This is a genomic window from Streptomyces sp. CA-181903, assembly GCF_050937075.1.
GTDB lineage: Bacteria > Actinomycetota > Actinomycetes > Streptomycetales > Streptomycetaceae > Streptomyces.
Genome location: NZ_JBNJLY010000001.1, coordinates 6,270,073 through 6,286,903, shown reverse-complemented (window position 1 = coordinate 6,286,903; position 16,831 = coordinate 6,270,073). Strand labels below are relative to the sequence as shown.

Sequence of the window (16,831 nt, the reverse complement as noted above, 5' to 3'; positions counted from 1 at the left end):
ACGCCACCGGTCCAACGCCGTGATCCGGCCCGCTCAGTCCGGCCGCGCTCTCACCCCCGCCGTCCGGCACAGGGACCCGAGCCTGCCGAGCACTCCGGGGCGTCTGTTCCAGTCGAGGAACATCTCGTCCCAGGCGCCGTCCTGTTCACTCAGGAACCACTGGACTTCGTCCAGCTCCTCTCGGGTCATCCGGCGGACGGCGGGGCGCAGCACGGTGACCAGCAGATCGTTGCGGAGGTCGTCCCAGAGGTCGCTCTCGCCCGCCTCGGCGTTCCAGGCCATGAAGCAGACGCCCGCGAACTCGGGCGAGCGGCGGAGTACGAGGTCCGCCAGTCCGCTGCGGGCCATGCGGGCGTAGGCGGTGAGCAGTTCGTCGTCGCCGGAGCGGACGAGCGCGGACAGTTCGTCGTGGCAGGGCTCGCCGGAGAGCAGTCTGCGGAGGAGGGCGCCGCACACGCGCTCGTCGATGGCCGGTTCCAGGGGCATCGCCTGCTCGCGGAGGGCGAGGACCCTGGCGGCGAAGCCCGGCAGTTCCTCTCCGTCGGCGAGGGCGCCCGCCTGGTCGAGGAGGAGGAGCGCCGCGCGCCGGCGGGGGTCGAGCCGCTGGCCGCACCGCAGGATCAGGGTGCGGGCGACGGCGGGCGCGTGCTCGTCGTCCGGGCCGCTCTCCAGCGCGGACCGGACGAGCGCGTCGTCGAGGCCGGCGGCGCGGTGCCGCTCGGCGGGCAGCCGGGACAGCAGTGCTGCGGCCTCGGCGCAGGTGGGCCGGGCGCTGCCCCAGATCAGCCGGTAGGCGGTGCGCAGGACGGCCGGGTCGGAGCCGTGGCGGCGCCCGGCCGCCCGGGTGAGCGCGGCGAGGAGGTCGGTGCGGTCCTGGTCGGGCGGGAGCGGCCGGCCCGCCACGGCGGCCGCCATGCGCAGGTGGGGGTGGTCCACCAACTGGTCCTTCGGGAAGCCGGTGGTGAGGAGGCGGACGACGGACGACGGGTCACCGGTGGCCGCGGTGCGCTCCAGGGCGTCGAGGACCGCCGCCGTCAGCCCCGGGCGGCCGGTGACCGCCGCCCACACGCGTTCCCGGTCCTGTTTGGCGTCGCCGAGCAGCGCGGCGCTGAGGCGGGCGGTGAGTACGGGGGTGTGGTCGACGCGCAGGGCTTCCGCGAGGCGGAGGAGGGACAGCACCTGTTCGAGGGGTTCGCCGGGGGCGGCGCGGTCGAGCTCCGCGCGCAGGTCGCGCCTGAGCCGCTCGCCGGCGGGGTGGTCCGTCAAGGACCCGAACTGCTCGGCGAGTTCGGCGAGGGCGGCCCACTCCGCCGAAGTGCGGGGGGTGCCGCCCCGGGCCAGCGCGGCGATCACCGCGTTCGGGACGTCGGCTCCGGCCGCGCGGTCGTCCGCGGTGTGCCGGCCGTGCTGGCGGGCCCAGCGGGCGGCGGCCGCGCGTCCCGCCGAGTCCAGGACGATCCCTTCGCGGAGCGCGACGGCGGCGAGCCGGCCGGCGTCGTGCGTGGTGTCGCGGTCGCCGACGGTACGGAGCCGGGCGGCCTCCGTGAACAGCGCGGGCTTGCCCGCCAGGAGCACCCGGGCCGCCACGACGGCCCAGGGGTCGGGCTCGTCCCGGACGGGGCTGGACTGCCCGCCCGCGCAGTCGTGGACGCGGTAGCGCCGGTCGGCCGCCACATGGGCGTAGTCGAAGTCGGATCCGGGGAGGGCGCCGACGATCTGGTGCCGGGCGAGCAGGGGCCGACGGGTGTAGGTGGTGAAGGTGAGCCGGTGGGCGTGCTCGCGGGGGAGGACGGCGCTGGCGACGGCGATCCAGTGCGCGATGCGGGTCGTGTCCCGTTCGATGACGAGGAGTTGGGGCGAGTCGGGGCTGCGGAACAGGGCGCGGACGTCCGTGAGGAACGGCTCCAGCCGCTCGGCGCGGGCGGTGACGAACCGCAGCAGCCCCTCCTTGCCGATGCGGCGGGCCGGGGCGAAGGCCGCCAGGGGGACGGGGACTCCGTCGTCCGGTGTGGTGTCGGCCCAGGAGGGGGACTCCCACGCCTCGATGGGCAGCAGGCCGCCGGGCAGGGGCCCGTCCTGCGTCAACCGGACGGCGTGGGCGTGGAAGGCATGGCGCCGGCCGCGGAGGTAGGTGCCGGTGCAGACGGTTCGGCAGAGCAGCCGGGTGCCGTCGGAGAGGCGGTTGTGACTGAAGACGATGGGGAGTTCGGTGAGTTCATCGGCGTCCACGCCGGAACCGGAGGTGGCGGTGGGATCGGCGAAGGCGGTGGAGCCGGAGGTGGCGGTGGAGTCGGTGAAGGTGGTGGAGTCGGTGAAGGCAGTGGGGTCGGTGGAGGCGGTGCGGCCTGCGGCAGCGGCAGGGACTTCGCGGGCCGGGGCCGATGCGGGAGCGGCGTCCGGCGGCTCGTAGGTGAGCAGGGGCTCGGTCTCTCCCAGCAGGAGAGCGGGCAGGTCGGGACTGGCGGCCGTGAAGCGGGGACCCGAGGCCGCGGACGAGCAGGAGTAGTGCAGTTGCTGCAGGGTCACTCGGGCTCCTTTCACGGTGCTGGGGTACGGCGCGTCGTACGCCGATGGCTGCGTGCGGGGCGGGGTTTCGCGCGAAGCCATCCCACCAGATCCGAGGGGAGGCCGTCCGGGATTTGGCCGAATATCAGGGCCGGATCAGGGTCTTCTCAGGGCTTGCCCCCACCCCGGCCACCCCGGCCCCGGTCAGACTCCCCAGAGCCCTCCGCCCCCGTCCCGCGCCCGCTCCGGCGGCGGCCCGGGAACCGCCCCCGGAGCCGGTCAGCCCTGGTCGACGACCCGGGCGAGCAGGGCGAGGAACAGTTCACGCTCGACCGGCGAAAGGGCGGACAGGAGTTCCTCGTTGGCCGCGTCCCCCAACTCGGTGAGGCGGTTGAGGCGCTTGCGGCCTTCGTCGGTGAGCGTGATGGCGTTCTTCCGGCGGTCGGACGGGTCCGGGGCGCGGGTGATCAGCGACTGCGCCTGGAGGTCGTTGAGGATGCCGACCATGTCCTTGGGATCGAAGCCCGTCGTCCGGCCCAGCTCCGCCTGGGCGACCGGGCCGAGGTCGGCCACGGCGGAGAGTACGGCGTGGTGGGGCATGCGCATGCCGTCCTGCGCGAGCGCGTCGGCGACGAGGCGGCGGCCGCGGGCGGAGGCGCGGTTGAGCAGCCAGCTCGGGAGGGACTGGATGTGGCCGAGGGCGGGCTCGCCGGCGCCGGGATCCGTACGTGTGTGTGCCATGCGTCGAGGGTAGCCCGGACTCGTTGGGAATTCCCACGAAAAACCATTGGAACTCCCAACGGCATCCGCTACAGTCATAACCGTTGGGACGCCCAACGAAGGTGTCCGGCGACCGACGACTGTGGAGGTGCACCATGCGACGTGTCCGCTATTACGAGAACGGCGGCCCCGAGGTCCTGCGGGTCGAGGAGACGGAGGTTCCCCGCCCCGGGCCGGGCGAGCTGCTCGTGCGCGTCGAGGCGATCGGCGTCACCCTGCCCGTGACGCGGAAGGTCCGCGAGGGCGGGCGCCCCCTCCCGGCCGGGCTGGGCGGTGATGTTGCGGGAGAGGTCGTCGCGACCGGTCCGGACGTGACCGGGTTCCGGCCGGGCGAGCGGGTCACCGGCCTCTGTTTCGGCGACGGGTACGCGGACTACGCCTTGCTGGACACATCGATGGCCTCCCGGGTCCCGGACGGCGCGAGCGCCACCGACGCGGTGGCCCTGGTCCGCTGCGGGCTCGTCGCGAGAGGCGCCTACGAGGCGGCACGTCCCGCCGAGGGCGAGTCGGTGCTGGTGACGGGGGCCGCGGGCGGTGCCGGACACCTGGCCGTGCAGATCGCCCGGGCCCGTGGGGCGGGCCGGGTGGTGGCGGCGGTCGGCTCGCGCGAGAAGCTCGGGTTCGTCAGGTCCCTGGGGGCCGACGAGGCCGTCGTCTACGGGGAGAAGTCCTGGGGAGATCCGGTGGACATCGTCCTGGACGCGGTCGGCGGTGACCTCCTCTCCCCCGCCGTACGGGCCCTCGCGCCCGGCGGGCGGCTGGTGGCCTACAGCTCCGGCGGAGGCACGCTCCAGGCGTACGACCTGCTGGTCGGCGCGAAATCGGCGATCGGCTTCCAGATGGCCCTGATAGCGCGTCACCGGCCCGACCTGATGGAGCAATGGCGGCAGGACCTGTGGGCGCTGTACGCCGAAGGCCGGCTACGGCCGTGCGTCCACGCCGAACTGCCCCTGGAGGATGCCGTCAAGGCCCACGAGATCATGGAATCGCGCACCAACCAGGGAAAGGTGGTCCTGCGCCCGGCATAAGGGGCGACGCAGTCGGTGTGAAGGGGCGTTCGGCCGGGTGGCGGGCAACTGGGCCGGGTGAGGACGGTGCGGCCAGGCCAAGGGCGGTGCGGACGGGCGACGGACGGTGCGGTCGGGGCGAAGGACGGTGCGGCCGAGCAACGGACGATACGGCTGGGTGAAGAACCGTGCGGCCGGGTGAAGGACGGTAGAGGTCGGTCCGACTACCGCGCCCGGCCGGTCGTGGCCTCGGTGCGGCCCTGCACCAACCCGCTCGGCGCGGGTTCCGGGGCATCGGCGTCCGGTTGGCGGGCGAAGCGCTTGGCGAGGACGGCGCAGACCATCAACTGAAGTTGGTGGAAGAGCATCAGCGGCAGCACCGCGAGGCTGGACTCGGCCCCGAAGAGGACGGTGGCCATGGGCAGTCCGGCCGCGAGGCCCTTCTTCGAGCCCGCGAAGACGATGGCGATCCGGTCGGCGCGGGAGAAGCCGAGCCGGCGTGAGCCGTAACCGGTCAGGAGGAGCATGATCGCCAACAGGACGGCCTCCACGGCCAGCAGGGCCAGCAGCCGCCACGGCGTCACCTGGCTCCAGACGCCGCGCACCATGCCGGCGCTGAAGGCCACGTAGACGACCATCAGCACCGACGTGCGGTCGACACGGCCCAGGACGGTGCGGTGGCGGCCGATGAAGCCGCCGATCCAGGGGCGCAGCGCTTGGCCGGCGAGGAAGGGCACGAGCAGTTGCAGGACGATCGACAGCAGCGAATCGAGGGAGAACCCGGCTCCGCTGTTGCCGAGCAGCGCCGCCGCGAGGAGGGGCGTGAGGACGATGCCCACGAGGCTGGAGAAGGAGCCCGCGCAGATGGCCGCCGCCACGTTGCCGCGGGCGATGGAGGTGAAGGCGATGGCCGACTGGACGGTGGACGGAACCAGGCACAGGAAGAGGAAGCCGTCGTAGAGGCTCGGGGTCAGGACGTAGGGGACGAGGCCGCGGGCGGCGAGTCCGAGCAGGGGGAAGACGACGAAGGTGCAGCAGAGGACGGCCGTGTGCAGTCGCCAGTGGCGCAGCCCCTCGACGGCCTCCCGGGTGGAGAGCCGGGCGCCGTAGAGGAAGAAGAGCAGGCCCACCAGGATCTTGGCGGCGATGCCGGCCACCGTCGCCGCCGAGCCGCGGGCCGGCAGCAGCACCGCCAGCAGGACCGTGCCGAGCAGCGCGGCGACGTAGGGATCGACGGGCGATCGGGACAGGAAGGAGGTCGGAAAGGCTGGTCGGCGCATGAGTGCCAGCCTGCCCGGGAGCGCGGTCATCGGGAACCCCGTTCACCGTGCTGACTGTCATCACGGGTGGCGATAGGCTCGGGGGCATGTTCGATCCGGTGCAGTTGCGGACCTTCCTCGCCGTCTCGCAGACGCTCAGCTTCACCCAGGCCGCCCATCGTCTGGGAGTGCGCCAGTCGACCGTCAGCCAGCAGGTGCGCAGGCTGGAGGACGCGGCCGGACGGCAGCTGTTCGTCCGTGACACGCACAGCGTGGAGCTGACCGAGGACGGGGAGGCCATGCTCGGCTTCGCCCGCACGATCCTGGAGGCGAACGAGCGGGCCGCCCACTGGTTCGCGGGGACGCGGTTGCGCGGGAGGCTGCGCTTCGGGGCCTCCGAGGACTTCGTCCTCACCCGGCTGCCCGAGGTCCTGGAGCGCTTCCGGCGTGAGCACCCGGAGGTGGACCTGGAGCTCACGGTGGACCTGTCGGACACGCTCCACGAGCAGATGGCGGCCGGGCGCTTCGACCTCGTGCTGGTCAAGCGCCACCCCCGGCAGCCGCAGAACGGCCGGCTCGTCTGGCGTGACCGCCTGGTGTGGATCGGCAGCGAGCGGTTGCGCCTGGACGCCCGCCGGCCCCTGCCGCTGGTCGTCTTCCCGGCGCCGGCGATCACGCGGGCGCGGGCCCTGGACGTCCTGGAGCACGACGGCCGGGCCTGGCGGGTGACGTGCACCAGCCGCAGCCTCAACGGACTGGTGGCGGCGGCCCGGGCCGGGCTGGGGGTGATGGCCCATACGCGCGGCATGATCCCGCCGGGGCTGGCGCCCGTCCCGGCCCGGGCGGGGCTGCCGGAACTCGGTGCCATCGACGTCGTTTTGCTGCAGGGCCCCGGCCCCGAACGGGACAGCGCGGTACGGGGCAGCGCGGAGGCGCTGTCCCAGGCGATCCTCGCGGCAGGCGACCGGTTGCACACCCCGGTCGGCCTGAACGAGCCGCCGGGTGCGGTCGGACCGGCGGATTCGAACCAGCCGTCGGATCCGGTCGGACCGGCCGATGCGAACGAGCCACCGGATCCGGTCGGACCGGCCGATCGGAACCAACCGGCCGATTCGAACCAGCCGCCCGATCCGAATCAACCGGCGGTCCGAAACCGGCCGGCCGGTCGAAACCAGCCGACAGGTCGAAACCAGCCGACGAGTTGAAACCGGCCGACAAATTCGAGCGGACCGGCGAGTGTTGCCGAGTCGGCTCCTCCAGAGGGTAGCCCCGTCACCATCCCCGCTTGAAATGACCGGCATTGGTCACGGACCGGTCGGGAAGCGATCGAGCCAGGTCAGGGAGATTTCGTGCAGATACCGTGAGTCCCGTCCGTCGATCGGAGCCTCAGGGTTCACCGTTGAAGGATCGGGTACGGTCACCCGCGCTGTGCGGAGCGTGGCGAGGAGCGAGGTTGTGCGCGAGATCACCGTCCCACCCCTGGTACCGGTGCCGCCCTCCGGCGGTCTGGCGGACGCCGTGTTCGAGCATGCCGCCGCCACGCCGGACCGGGTGACGTTCGGCCGGAGGACGGCCGGCGGCTGGCGGGACGTGACGGCGGCGGACTTCCGGGACGAGGTGACCGCGCTGGCCAGGGGCCTGCTGGCCGAGGGCGTGCGCGCCGGCGACCGGGTCGCCGTCGTCTCCCGGACGCGCTACGAGTGGACGCTGTTCGACTTCGCCCTGTGGGCCGTCGGCGCCCAGTCGGTGCCGCTGTACCCGGGGGCGTCCGTGGAGCAGGTCTTCTGGACGCTGCACGACGCGGAGGTCTCCGCCTGCGTCGTCGAGCACGGCGACCACGCCATGACCGTCGGTTCCGTCATCGACCGGCTGCCCGGCCTGCGCCGGCTGTGGCAACTCGACGCGGGCGCTGTCGAGGAGCTGACCGCGGCCGGCGCCGGGGTCGCGGACGAGGAGGTCCACCGCCGGCGCGCGGCCGTCACCCCCGGCACCCCCGCGACCGTCCTCTACACCCCGGGCACCACCGGCCGCCCCAAGGCGTGCGTCCTGACCCACGCCAACTTCATGGCGGAGACCGACAACGTCGTCGGCCGCTTCGGCCCGGTCTTCCGCCCCGGCCCCGCCCCGGGGAGCAGGCGTCCACCCTGCTCGTCCTGCCGCTCGCCCATGTGCTCGGCCGGATGGTGCAGGTCGCCGCCGTACGGGCCGGGGTCCGGGTGGGGCACCAGTCCAGGATGTCGGGGCCGGTGTTCCTGTCCGAGCTGCGGAGTTTCCGTCCGACGTTCCTCGCCGCGGTGCCCTACGTGTTCGAGCGGGTCTTCACCGCCGCCCGGCGCGAGGCCGAACGCACCGGCCGCGAGAGGACGTTCGAGCGGGCGGTGGACGTGGCCGTCCGCCACTCCGGCGCCGTGGAGGAGCGGGCGTTCGGTGTCGGCCCGGGCCCGGGCACCGCCCTGCGCGTCCGGCGCCGGGTCTTCGACCGGCTCGTGTACTCCGGGCTCCGGGAGAGCCTGGGCGGCCGGCTGCGGTTCGCGCTGTCGGGCGGCGCCGTCCTCGACCGCCGGCTCGGCCTCTTCTTCGCCGGCGCCGGCATCACCCTCGTCGAGGGCTACGGCCTGACGGAGACCACGGGCGCGGTGACCGCCAACCCGCCGGAGCGTCCCCGCTTCGGCACGGTCGGCATGCCCGTCCCCGGCACGGGCGTGCGCATAGCGGACGACGGCGAGGTGTGGCTGCGGGGCCCCCAGGTGTTCGCCGGCTACCTGGGCGACCCGCGCGGCACCGAAACGGTCCTCCGGGACGGCTGGCTGGCCACCGGAGACCTGGGCTCACTCGACGACGACGGGTATCTGACGATCAGGGGCCGCAAGGCGGAGTCCCTGGCGACCGCCGACGGGACGGATGTCCTGCCCTCGGCGCTGGAGGAACGGGTCCGGGCGCACCCCCTGGTGGACCGCTGCCTGGTCGTCGGCAACGGCCGCCCGTTCCTGGCCGCGCTGGTCACCCTGGACCGTCCGGCGGTCGCGCACTGGTACGCGATGCGCGGCCGGCCCGTCCCGCCCCGGGCGAGGTGGTGCGCGACCCCGAGCTGGAGGCCGAGATCCGGCGCGCCGTGGTGGCCGCCAACGCGCAGGCGCCGCCGGCCGAGTCGATCCGCACGTTCCGCATCCTCGCCGGTCAGTTCACCGAGGAGCAGGGGCTGGTGACGCCCACCATGAAGCTCAAACGGCGGGCGATAGAGAAGGCGTACGCGACGGACGTCGACGCGCTCTACCGGCTGACCGTGTCGTGACGGCTGTCCGTGTCGTGACGACCGCCCCCGTCACGACGGCTGTCCGTGTCAGGACGACCGATCGCGTCATGACGACCGACCCTGTCACGACGACCGATCGTGTCGTGGCGGCCGATCGTGTCATGGCGGCCGACGGAGTCGTGACAGCCCACTGGGATGTGACATCCGGCCGGGACGTGGCAGCCGACCGTCTCGTGAGAGCGGTCGGCGTGCCGGGACAACGCTCCGTGGTCATCAGGCGGCCCGCGCCCCATGCCCCGCGGCCACCGCCTCGATCCTGCGGGCGAGTTCGATGTCCAGACCGGTCACCTTGCCGCCCACGCTGTGTGTGTTCACCGCGACGCCGACCCGGTCGTAGCCGAGCGTGATCTCGGCGTGGTGCCCCAACTCGTCCTGGATGACCGCGATGTGCAGCACCAGAGCCGCCGCCGGAAGGTGCCCGGCGAAGGTGTAGGTACGGCGCAGCAGCAGTCCGTCCGTCGTCCAGCCGGGGAGCTCCCGGAGGCGCTCCTCGACGTCCTGCTGCGACAGCGGTTCGACCGTCATGACAGCTCCTCTTCGCCGGTCATGGACCGTGGGCCGTGCTCCGTCTTCGTCCGCGCTCCGTCTTCGTCGCGCCCGCGCCCGCGCACCGGACACCGGACACCGGACACCGAGCATCCGGCACCCCACACCGCGCACCGCCGGCACCAGAAGACCGGTGACCCTCGCCGGTACCCCAAGCCTCCCACGGGGCGGGGGTTATTTCCCGTCGGCTTCAGGGGCGGCGGGTTACGGTCGCACGCATGACGATTACTGCGACCTCGACGGTCCCGCAAGTGGGCGAGCTCCTGCGCTCCTGGCGGAACCGCCGCCGGATCAGCCAGCTGGAGCTGGCCCTGCGCGCCGACTCCTCGGCCCGGCACATCAGCTTCATCGAGACGGGCCGGTCGCGGCCGAGCGAGGAGATGGTGCTGCGCCTCGCCGACCACCTGGACATACCCGTCCGGGAGCGGAACACCCTCCTCATGGCGGCGGGTTACGCCCCGCGCTATCCGGAACGTTCGCTGGACGACCCGGCGCTGAGCGACATGCGCGCCAACCTGGACGTCCTGCTGCGCGGCTACGAGCCCTTCCCCGCGCTCGTCGTCGACGGCGCGTACCAGGTGCTGGCGGCCAACCGGGGCGTCACCATGCTGCTGGAGGGCGTGGCCGAGGAGTTGCTCGTCCCGCCGCTGAACGCCATGCGGCTGACCCTGCACCCGGGCGGCATGGCCCCGCGCATCCGCAACTTCCCCGAGTGGCGCCGCCATCTGCTGCACCAGATGGACCGGCAGTTGTCCCTGATGCGGTCCGCGCCGCTGCGCGCCCTGTACGACGAGGTGGTGGCCTACCCGCTGCCGGACCCCTGCGGCGAGGAGCGGGCGAGCGACCGGTGCGCGCCCTACGCGCTGCCGATGCTGATCGAGCACGACGGCCGGACGCTGTCGTTCGTCTCCGCCATCGCCACCTTCAACACCCCGCTGGACGTGACCGTCTCCGAACTGGCGCTGGAGACCTTCCTCCCCGCCGACGCGGAGACGGCCGCGTACCTGCGGGGCCTCACGCCGTAGCCGGGACCCGGTCGAGGAAGCCGAGCACGCCGCGGATGCGGCCATCCTCCGTGAGCACGGCCACGTCGAAGCCGGCGACGGGCGCGGAGCCGTCGGCGGTGGAGACCAGTTCCCAGCCGAAGCGGACGGTGTTGTGGTGCCCGTCCACGGCACCGGCCGGCCGGAACTCGAAGCCGGGGAACTGCTCGTGCGCGGCGGTGATCACGGCGGTGATCCCCTCGTGCCCGGTGACGTCGGCCAACGGGTCGGTGTAGGAGCCGTCCTCGGCCCAGGCGGCGGCGACGGCCGCGGCGCGGGACTCCGCGTCGGCGTTCCAGGCGGCGAGGTAGCGGGCGACGGCGGTCTCGTAGACGGACATGGTGAACTCTCTTTCTGCTGGAAGGGCTTGGGGAACCTCCGAACCCGAGCGCCCGGGTCCGGAGGCATGCCCACATCCTGCCGTGCGCGCGCACGGACGGCGATTACCTCCCAGGTAGCGGCTCTTGACGCACGTGGCTCTTTGCGTACGTGGCCCTGGACGTATGCGGCCCTTGGCGCACGTGGCTCTGGACGGACGTGGCCCTGCACGTACGCGGCCCTGGATGTACGCGGCCCCGCCGCCTGTAGCCCTTGGCGTACGCGGCCGTTGGCTCCTGCTCCCCTCGGCACCCGCAGCCCGCGCCGCCCCACCCCGGAAGCAGCCCGTCCGTCAGTCGCCCCTGATGCCCGCGTCCCGCGCGCACAGCGCCGCCTGCACCCGGTTGTCCACCTCCAGCGCCGCCAGGATCCGGCTGACGTGCGCCTTCACGGTGCTCTCCCGCATCCCCAGCGCGGCGGCGATCCCGGCGTTGGACGCGCCGTCGGCGAGCAGGGTGAGGACGTCCGTCTCGCGGGGTGTGAGCCGCTCGACGCGGGCCCGGGCCGCGCGGCCGGACGGCCGGGCCGTCTCGTGGTAGCGGTCGATGAGGCGGCGGGCCGCGTGCGGGTGGAGCATGGCCTGCCCTGCGGCGACGACCCGCACGGCACGGACGATCTCGTCGGGTTCGGTGTCCTTGAGCAGGAACCCGGACGCGCCGGCCGTCAGCGCGTCGTACACGTACCGGTCGAGGTCGAAGGTGGTGAGCACGACGACCTGCGGCGGGTCCGGCAGGGCGCGGAGCCGCCGGGTGGCCTCGATGCCGTCCACGCGGGGCATCCGCACGTCCATGAGGGCCACGTCGATCCGGTGGGCGCGGGCCAGTTCGAGGGCTTCCGCGCCGTCGGCGGCCTCGGCGGCGACGGTGATGCCGGGGGTGTCGTCGAGGATGTCGGCGAGGGCGAGCCGGACCAGCCGGTCGTCGTCGACGATCATGGTTCGGATCATGCCGCTCCCGCGCGTCCCGTGGTGTGCCGCCCGGACCCGGGGATGACCGCGGTCATGCGCCAGCCGCCCCGGTCCGACGGCCCGTACTCCAGCCGGCCGCCGAGCGCCGTGACGCGTTCGGTGAGGCCGATCAGACCGTAGCCGCCGCCCAGTTCCGCGGCTTCCGACGGGGTGCCGGCGGCGTTGCGCACCTCCACGGCGGATCCCGCCGTTCCGTAGCGGACGGCGACGCGGACGGGCGCGCCGGAGGCGTGTTTGCGGGCGTTGGTCAGGGCCTCCTGGACCACGCGGTGGACGGCGAGGCGGTGGCTGACCGGGACGGACGCGGCGTCGCCGGCGATGTCCGCCTCGACCGCCTGCCCGGCGGCGCGCGCCTCGGCCAGCAGGTCGGTCAGTTCGCGCAGGCCGGGTTCGCGCCGGTCGGCCGCGTCCGGCCCGTCGTCGGTGTGGCGCAGGGCGCCGAGGACGTCGCGCAGGTCGGCGAGGGCCTCGGTGGAGGTGGTGCGCAGCAGGTCGAGCCGTTCGGCGACGGGTTCGGGGAGGCCGGCGGCCCGCCGCCGCAGGGCTCCGGCGTGCAGGGCGAGGACGGTGAGGCGGTGGGCGAGGACGTCGTGCATCTCGGCGGCGATACGGGCGCGTTCGGCGAGCCGGGCCTGTTCGGCGCGGAGGCCGCGTTCGACGCGCAGCCGTTCCACCTGGTCGTCCAGGGCGGCGACCAGCCGCCGGTGGCTGCCCGCCCACAGGCCGAGGGCCAGGGCGAGGGCCAAGGGCATGAAGGGGCCGTAGAGGTGGAGGGTCCACAGGTTGCGGCCCGGGTCGGCGAACCGGTTGCCCGCCAGGGCGGCCGCCGCGCACAGCGCGGCGACACCGGTGCGGCCGCGCCGGGCGGTCCTGAAGAGGGCGACGAGCAGCGGCGGAACGACGCCCAGCAGCGCGGCGCCGGCGATCGCCGTGACCGCCGCGAGCGGGAGGAACCGTTCGCGCGGGATCAGGGCGGCCGTCGCGGCGACGGCGAGCGCGACCGCGTCCCCGGGACCGAACCAGCGGTCCACGCCGCGGACGTACGCCTCCTGTGCCGCCAGGAAGCCGACCAGGGCGAGGAGCAGGGCATCGGCCCAGCGGGGCCAGGTCCGATCGGTCAGGGTGAACACGCGCCCAGACTAGGCACGGGCCCGGACGGACGGCCTCCGCCGACCGGGCACGGGGACCCCCGACTTCGGTAGGGGGTGGGCGGGTCGGTTCGGCCGATGGCCGGGCCGTGTCCGGTTCCTAGCGTCGAGGCCATGAACCTGACGCCCCCATCCGCCGCTCCCGACCACCCTCGCACCGGCATCACCGTCCGTACCGCCCCTCCCCCGGCGGGCCCGCTCCTCTTCCTCCGGGAGGCCGCGCGCACCTTCCACACCACCGGCGCCATCGCCCCCAGCGGCCACAGCCTGGCCTGCCGCCTGGCCCAGCCGCTGGCGGACCGGGCGGGCAGGGCCGCGCGGGACGAAAGGCCGTGGAACGGGCGGCGGCAGAGCGGAAGGCCGCGGGACGGTAGCCCGCGGGGCGAGAGGCCGCAGGGCGGTAGCCCGTGGGACGGGAAGTCGCAGGACGGTAGCTCGCAGGACGGGAAGTCGCAGGGCGATAGGCCGCGGAGTGAAGGGCCGCAGGACGGACGGCCGTGGGCGGTGCTTGAGGCGGGCGCCGGTACGGGCACGGTCACCCGGGTGCTGGCCGAGTTGCTGGTCCGGCCGGGCGACCGGCTCGACGCCGTGGAGGTCAACCCCCGGTTCGTCCGGACGCTGGAGGGGCTGAGGGAGACGGATCCGGCCATGGCGGCGGCCGGCGACCGCATCCGGTTGATACCGGAATCGATCACCGAACTCGATCTGGGCGAACACCGCTACGAACTGATCGTTTCCTGCCTGCCGTTCACCAACTTCACGCCGGAGACGGTCGAGACGATCCTCGGGCAGTACCTGCGTGCCCTCACCCCCGGCGGGCATCTGACCTTCTTCGCCTACCTCGGCACCCGGCCGCTGCGCGCGCTGACCGGTGGCCGGGCCGAAGCGCGCCGGCACCGGGCGGTGGCCGCACTGCTGGACGCGTTCACGGCCCGGTACGGCGTCGGGCGGCACGTCGTCTGGGACAACGTGCCGCCCGCTCGCGTACAGCACCTGCGCGCCCCTTGAAGGGCTCGGCTCGGGTTCGACTCGGGATCAGCCCGGGTTCAGGTCAGCCCGGAATCAACTCTTGAGGGCCGCCTCCGACGCGGGCTCCGCGGCAGCGGCTGGGGACTCCTCGCCCCCGACACCGCCGGCCTCACCCACGGCGCTGTCGGCCGCAGCCCCGGCGCCGTCGGTCTCAGCTCCGGTCCGGCGGGCCGCCATCCACACATAGACGAGCACGCCCGCGAAGAGGAACAGGACGCCCTGGTAGACCGCCTTGTAGCCGGCGCCCGCGACCAGCCAGAAGGAGAAGGCGAACGCGCCGAGCGCCAGCACCATGTCGCGGGTCAGCCGGCCCGCGCGCACCCGGTCGCGCCGGCCGGTGAGCAGGAAGTACACCTGGGCGGCGGCGGCCAGCAGGTACGGCACGGTCGCGGAGAAGGTGGTGACCAGTACCAGGATCTCGAAGACCCCGCCCGCCCCCGACACGTAGTTGATCACCGTGAGCAGGGTGGCCAGCACGGACGCGGCGAGCACGCCCGCCGTCGGCACCCCGCGCCGCTTGCGCGCGAACACGGCCGGGAACAGGCCGTCCTTGGCCGCCGCGTAGGGGGCCTGGGCGCTCATCAGCGTCCAGCCGTTGAGCGCGCCCACGATGGAGATCACGGCGGCCGCGGCGATCAGCGTGCCGCCCCACTCCCCGCCGAACATGGCGTCCACGGCGTCGGAGAACGGCGCCGTGGAACCGACCAGCTTGCCGTGCGGCACGGTGCCGAAGACCGCGAGGGTGCCGAGCAGGTACACCAGGGCCGCGCCGATGGTGCCGAACACGCTGGCCCGTCCGACGTTGCGCTCGGGATCACGGACCTCGCCCGCGCTCATCGCCGCCGACTCGACGCCGACGTAGCTGTAGAGCAGGATCGCCGCGGACGCGGTCAGGCCGCCGGCCCAGTTCCCGCCGCCCTCGGTGAAGGAGCCCAGGTTGTGCGGGTCGAAGTAGAAGAGTCCGACGACCGCAACGAACAGCAGCGGGATGAACTTGAGGACCGTGGAGACCAGCTGCACGGCCCCCACCCAGCGGGTGCCGGCGAGGTTGGCCAGGGCCGGCAGCCAGAGCATCAGCAGGGCCACGGCCAGGTCGGTGCCCATCGAGCCCTTCCCGCCCGTCAGCGCGTGGAAGTAACCGACGCCGGCCACCGCCAGCGCGGCGTTGCTGACCCAGGTCATGGTCCAGTACGACCAGGCGGAGAGGAACCCGGCGAAGTCGCCGAACGCCTCGCGCGCGTACACGTACGGGCCGCCGGTGCGCGGATGCCGCTCCGCGAGCCGCCCGAAGACCAGGGCGAGCGCGATGGCCCCCACCGTCAGCACGCCGAAGGCGAGCAGGCTGACGGTGCCGTACGGGGCGACGGAGGCGGGCAGCAGGAAGATGCCGCCGCCGATGATGTTCCCCATGACCAGCGCTATCGCCGTGGGGAGGCCGAAACGGCGCGCGGGGGTGCCGTCGGTTTCGTGCATGGGGTGGTGCGCCTCTCATCCTGCGGGCAGGTCGCAGATACGTGCGACAGAAGCACATGGTGACCAGTGGAGGGCGCGGCGCAAAATCGCTCTTTTTTGTCCCGCGGAGGGCGGGCTTCCGCCGCAAAAGGTCCAGCTCGGCAGGGCGTCGGCCGTGATTCGTCCACCCTGTCCCGACCGGGGGTGCGGAGGGTTCCGGCCAGTCGGCCGCGGCTTCCGTCCCGTTTCGCCGGACGCGTCCGGCCGCGCGCCGCCGGAGCCGGGGGCAACGTTTGGGAGATCGTCCGCGTCTCCGGGGGCGACGCTCGTCGATCAGACCGGTCGATCACCTCCGTTCACCTCCGTTCCCGATCTGACGCCCCCCGATCTCTCGCCCCTTCCCGTCTCACACCCCTTGGCCGTCTCGCACCCGTTCCCGCACCCCTCTCCGTCCCCGTCTCGCACCCGTTCCCCCCGTCCCCCATCCGTTCCCGTCTCGCACCCGCAGGAGGGACCCACCATGATCAGTGGTTTCCGGGACGTCACGCCCCAGGCCATCGCGGATCTCTACGACCGCTACAGCGAACGGACCGCCGCACTGCTCGGCGGCAGCATCCACTTCGGCCACTGGCCCGATCCGGCGGAGAGCACTCCCGGCACCTCCGCCACCCCCGCCATCTCCGTCACCACCGCGTCCGCGCGCATGACCCGCCTGATGACCGACGCCCTCGGCGTCGGGCCGGGAGACCACGTCCTGGACGCCGGCTGCGGCACCGGCCGTCCCGCCCTCCAGCTCGCCCGCACCACCGGGGCCACCGTCACCGGTATCACCCTCAGCGGCGAGCAGGTCCGCCTGGCGTCCGCCGCCGCGGCGGCGGAGGGCCTGTCCGACCGGGTCTCCTTCCGGCTCGCCGACGCGGCCGAGCCACTCTTCCCCGCCGGTTCCTTCGACGGGGCGTGGCTCTTCGAATCCCTCCTCCACATGCCCGACCCCCGGCACGTGCTGCGCCGGATCCACGACGCGCTGCGCCCGGGCGCCCGGCTCGCCATCGCCAACGTGGTCGAGCGCGCGCCCCTGCCGACCGCGAGCCGCCCGGCCCTCGACACCTTCTGCGAGCTCAACCGGATCGCCGCGATCCTGCCGCTCGCCGACTACCCCGCGCTGCTCGCCGACGCGGGACTGGCCGTCGAGAGCGTCACGGACGTCTCGGAGCACAGCGTTCCGCAGACCCTCCGCGCCCTCTGCGCGGCCATCCGGGCGGACGGGACGGACGTCCCCCCGGAGGAACGCGAGGAGCGCCGGACCCTGCTCGACGCGATGGACCGGCTCGCGGCCACGCCCGAGGTCGGTTACGCGATCGTGGTGGCCGCGAAGCCGCGACGGCCGTGACGCGGCCGCCCACG

Annotated in this window: 12 protein-coding genes and 2 pseudogenes; 6 read left to right on the top strand and 8 right to left on the bottom strand. The window is 73.6% G+C overall.

The features are described from left to right. Positions 1 to 33: 33 nt before the first annotated feature. Both ACQEVS_RS27985 and ACQEVS_RS27980 read right to left on the bottom strand, forming a co-directional pair. Positions 34 to 2,526, bottom strand: a complete 2,493-nt coding sequence (locus ACQEVS_RS27985; protein WP_433024735.1) for a GTPase-associated protein 1-related protein — start codon at positions 2,524 to 2,526, stop codon at positions 34 to 36. Between the two features lie 258 nt (positions 2,527 to 2,784). Beyond that, complete coding sequence (locus ACQEVS_RS27980) at positions 2,785 to 3,246, bottom strand: MarR family winged helix-turn-helix transcriptional regulator (protein WP_433024732.1); 462 nt, start codon at positions 3,244 to 3,246, stop codon at positions 2,785 to 2,787. 134 nt (positions 3,247 to 3,380) lie between these two features. Here ACQEVS_RS27980 and ACQEVS_RS27975 point away from each other — a divergent pair, with 134 nt between their 5' ends. Continuing rightward, complete coding sequence (locus ACQEVS_RS27975) at positions 3,381 to 4,313, top strand: quinone oxidoreductase family protein (RefSeq protein ID WP_433024728.1); 933 nt, start codon at positions 3,381 to 3,383, stop codon at positions 4,311 to 4,313. Positions 4,314 to 4,516: 203 nt separating this feature from the next. On the opposite strand, the gene ACQEVS_RS27970 is transcribed toward ACQEVS_RS27975, so the two are convergent. Next, entirely contained in the window at positions 4,517 to 5,572 is a 1,056-nt protein-coding gene (locus ACQEVS_RS27970) for a bile acid:sodium symporter family protein (protein ID WP_433024725.1), read from the bottom strand. A gap of 86 nt (positions 5,573 to 5,658) precedes the next feature. On the opposite strand from ACQEVS_RS27970, the pseudogene ACQEVS_RS27965 reads away from it, so the two are divergent. After that, positions 5,659 to 6,531: pseudogene (locus ACQEVS_RS27965) on the top strand (LysR family transcriptional regulator); the annotation flags it as partial. A 475-nt stretch (positions 6,532 to 7,006) separates the two neighbouring features. Then, positions 7,007 to 8,843, top strand: a pseudogene (locus tag ACQEVS_RS27960) (AMP-dependent synthetase/ligase). A 234-nt stretch (positions 8,844 to 9,077) separates the two neighbouring features. Here ACQEVS_RS27960 and ACQEVS_RS27955 read toward each other — a convergent pair. Then, entirely contained in the window at positions 9,078 to 9,389 is a 312-nt protein-coding gene (locus ACQEVS_RS27955; protein ID WP_433024722.1) for a 4a-hydroxytetrahydrobiopterin dehydratase, read from the bottom strand. Positions 9,390 to 9,628: 239 nt separating this feature from the next. On the opposite strand from ACQEVS_RS27955, the gene ACQEVS_RS27950 reads away from it, so the two are divergent. Continuing rightward, complete coding sequence (locus tag ACQEVS_RS27950) at positions 9,629 to 10,435, top strand: helix-turn-helix domain-containing protein (protein ID WP_433024719.1); 807 nt, start codon at positions 9,629 to 9,631, stop codon at positions 10,433 to 10,435. On the opposite strand, the gene ACQEVS_RS27945 is transcribed toward ACQEVS_RS27950, so the two are convergent. From ACQEVS_RS27945 to ACQEVS_RS27935, 3 genes are all read right to left on the bottom strand, one after another. Beyond that, positions 10,425 to 10,793, bottom strand: a complete 369-nt coding sequence (locus ACQEVS_RS27945) for a nuclear transport factor 2 family protein (protein ID WP_433024716.1) — start codon at positions 10,791 to 10,793, stop codon at positions 10,425 to 10,427. The genes ACQEVS_RS27950 and ACQEVS_RS27945 overlap by 11 nt on opposite strands. Before the next feature lie 330 nt (positions 10,794 to 11,123). Further along, the gene (locus ACQEVS_RS27940; RefSeq protein WP_433024713.1) at positions 11,124 to 11,777 is read right to left on the bottom strand and encodes a response regulator; all 654 of its coding nucleotides are present in this window, start codon (positions 11,775 to 11,777) and stop codon (positions 11,124 to 11,126) included. Beyond that, positions 11,774 to 12,928 (bottom strand): sensor histidine kinase, encoded by a 1,155-nt coding sequence (locus ACQEVS_RS27935; RefSeq protein ID WP_433024710.1) that lies wholly within the window; start codon positions 12,926 to 12,928, stop codon positions 11,774 to 11,776. Before ACQEVS_RS27935 ends, ACQEVS_RS27940 begins: the two co-directional genes overlap by 4 nt. 132 nt (positions 12,929 to 13,060) lie before the next feature. Here ACQEVS_RS27935 and ACQEVS_RS27930 point away from each other — a divergent pair, with 132 nt between their 5' ends. Then, positions 13,061 to 13,954, top strand: a complete 894-nt coding sequence (locus tag ACQEVS_RS27930) for a class I SAM-dependent methyltransferase (RefSeq protein WP_433024707.1) — start codon at positions 13,061 to 13,063, stop codon at positions 13,952 to 13,954. Positions 13,955 to 14,008: 54 nt separating this feature from the next. Here ACQEVS_RS27930 and ACQEVS_RS27925 read toward each other — a convergent pair whose 3' ends face one another. Further along, entirely contained in the window at positions 14,009 to 15,448 is a 1,440-nt protein-coding gene (locus tag ACQEVS_RS27925) for an amino acid permease (RefSeq protein ID WP_433024704.1), read from the bottom strand. A gap of 499 nt (positions 15,449 to 15,947) precedes the next feature. Here ACQEVS_RS27925 and ACQEVS_RS27920 point away from each other — a divergent pair, with 499 nt between their 5' ends. Beyond that, a complete protein-coding gene (locus tag ACQEVS_RS27920; protein ID WP_433024701.1) occupies positions 15,948 to 16,817 on the top strand; it encodes an SAM-dependent methyltransferase in 870 nt (289 codons plus the stop codon). The last annotated feature ends 14 nt before the right edge of the window (positions 16,818 to 16,831 follow it).

Coding starts and splice junctions, on each gene's coding strand:
- ACQEVS_RS27980 (WP_433024732.1), bottom strand. CDS start 3,246: ATGGCACACACACGTACGGATCCCGGCGCCGGCGAGCCCGCCCTCGGC.
- ACQEVS_RS27975 (WP_433024728.1), top strand. CDS start 3,381: ATGCGACGTGTCCGCTATTACGAGAACGGCGGCCCCGAGGTCCTGCGG.
- ACQEVS_RS27970 (WP_433024725.1), bottom strand. CDS start 5,572: ATGCGCCGACCAGCCTTTCCGACCTCCTTCCTGTCCCGATCGCCCGTC.
- ACQEVS_RS27955 (WP_433024722.1), bottom strand. CDS start 9,389: ATGACGGTCGAACCGCTGTCGCAGCAGGACGTCGAGGAGCGCCTCCGG.
- ACQEVS_RS27950 (WP_433024719.1), top strand. CDS start 9,629: ATGACGATTACTGCGACCTCGACGGTCCCGCAAGTGGGCGAGCTCCTG.
- ACQEVS_RS27945 (WP_433024716.1), bottom strand. CDS start 10,793: ATGTCCGTCTACGAGACCGCCGTCGCCCGCTACCTCGCCGCCTGGAAC.
- ACQEVS_RS27940 (WP_433024713.1), bottom strand. CDS start 11,777: ATGATCCGAACCATGATCGTCGACGACGACCGGCTGGTCCGGCTCGCC.
- ACQEVS_RS27930 (WP_433024707.1), top strand. CDS start 13,061: ATGAACCTGACGCCCCCATCCGCCGCTCCCGACCACCCTCGCACCGGC.
- ACQEVS_RS27925 (WP_433024704.1), bottom strand. CDS start 15,448: ATGCACGAAACCGACGGCACCCCCGCGCGCCGTTTCGGCCTCCCCACG.
- ACQEVS_RS27920 (WP_433024701.1), top strand. CDS start 15,948: ATGATCAGTGGTTTCCGGGACGTCACGCCCCAGGCCATCGCGGATCTC.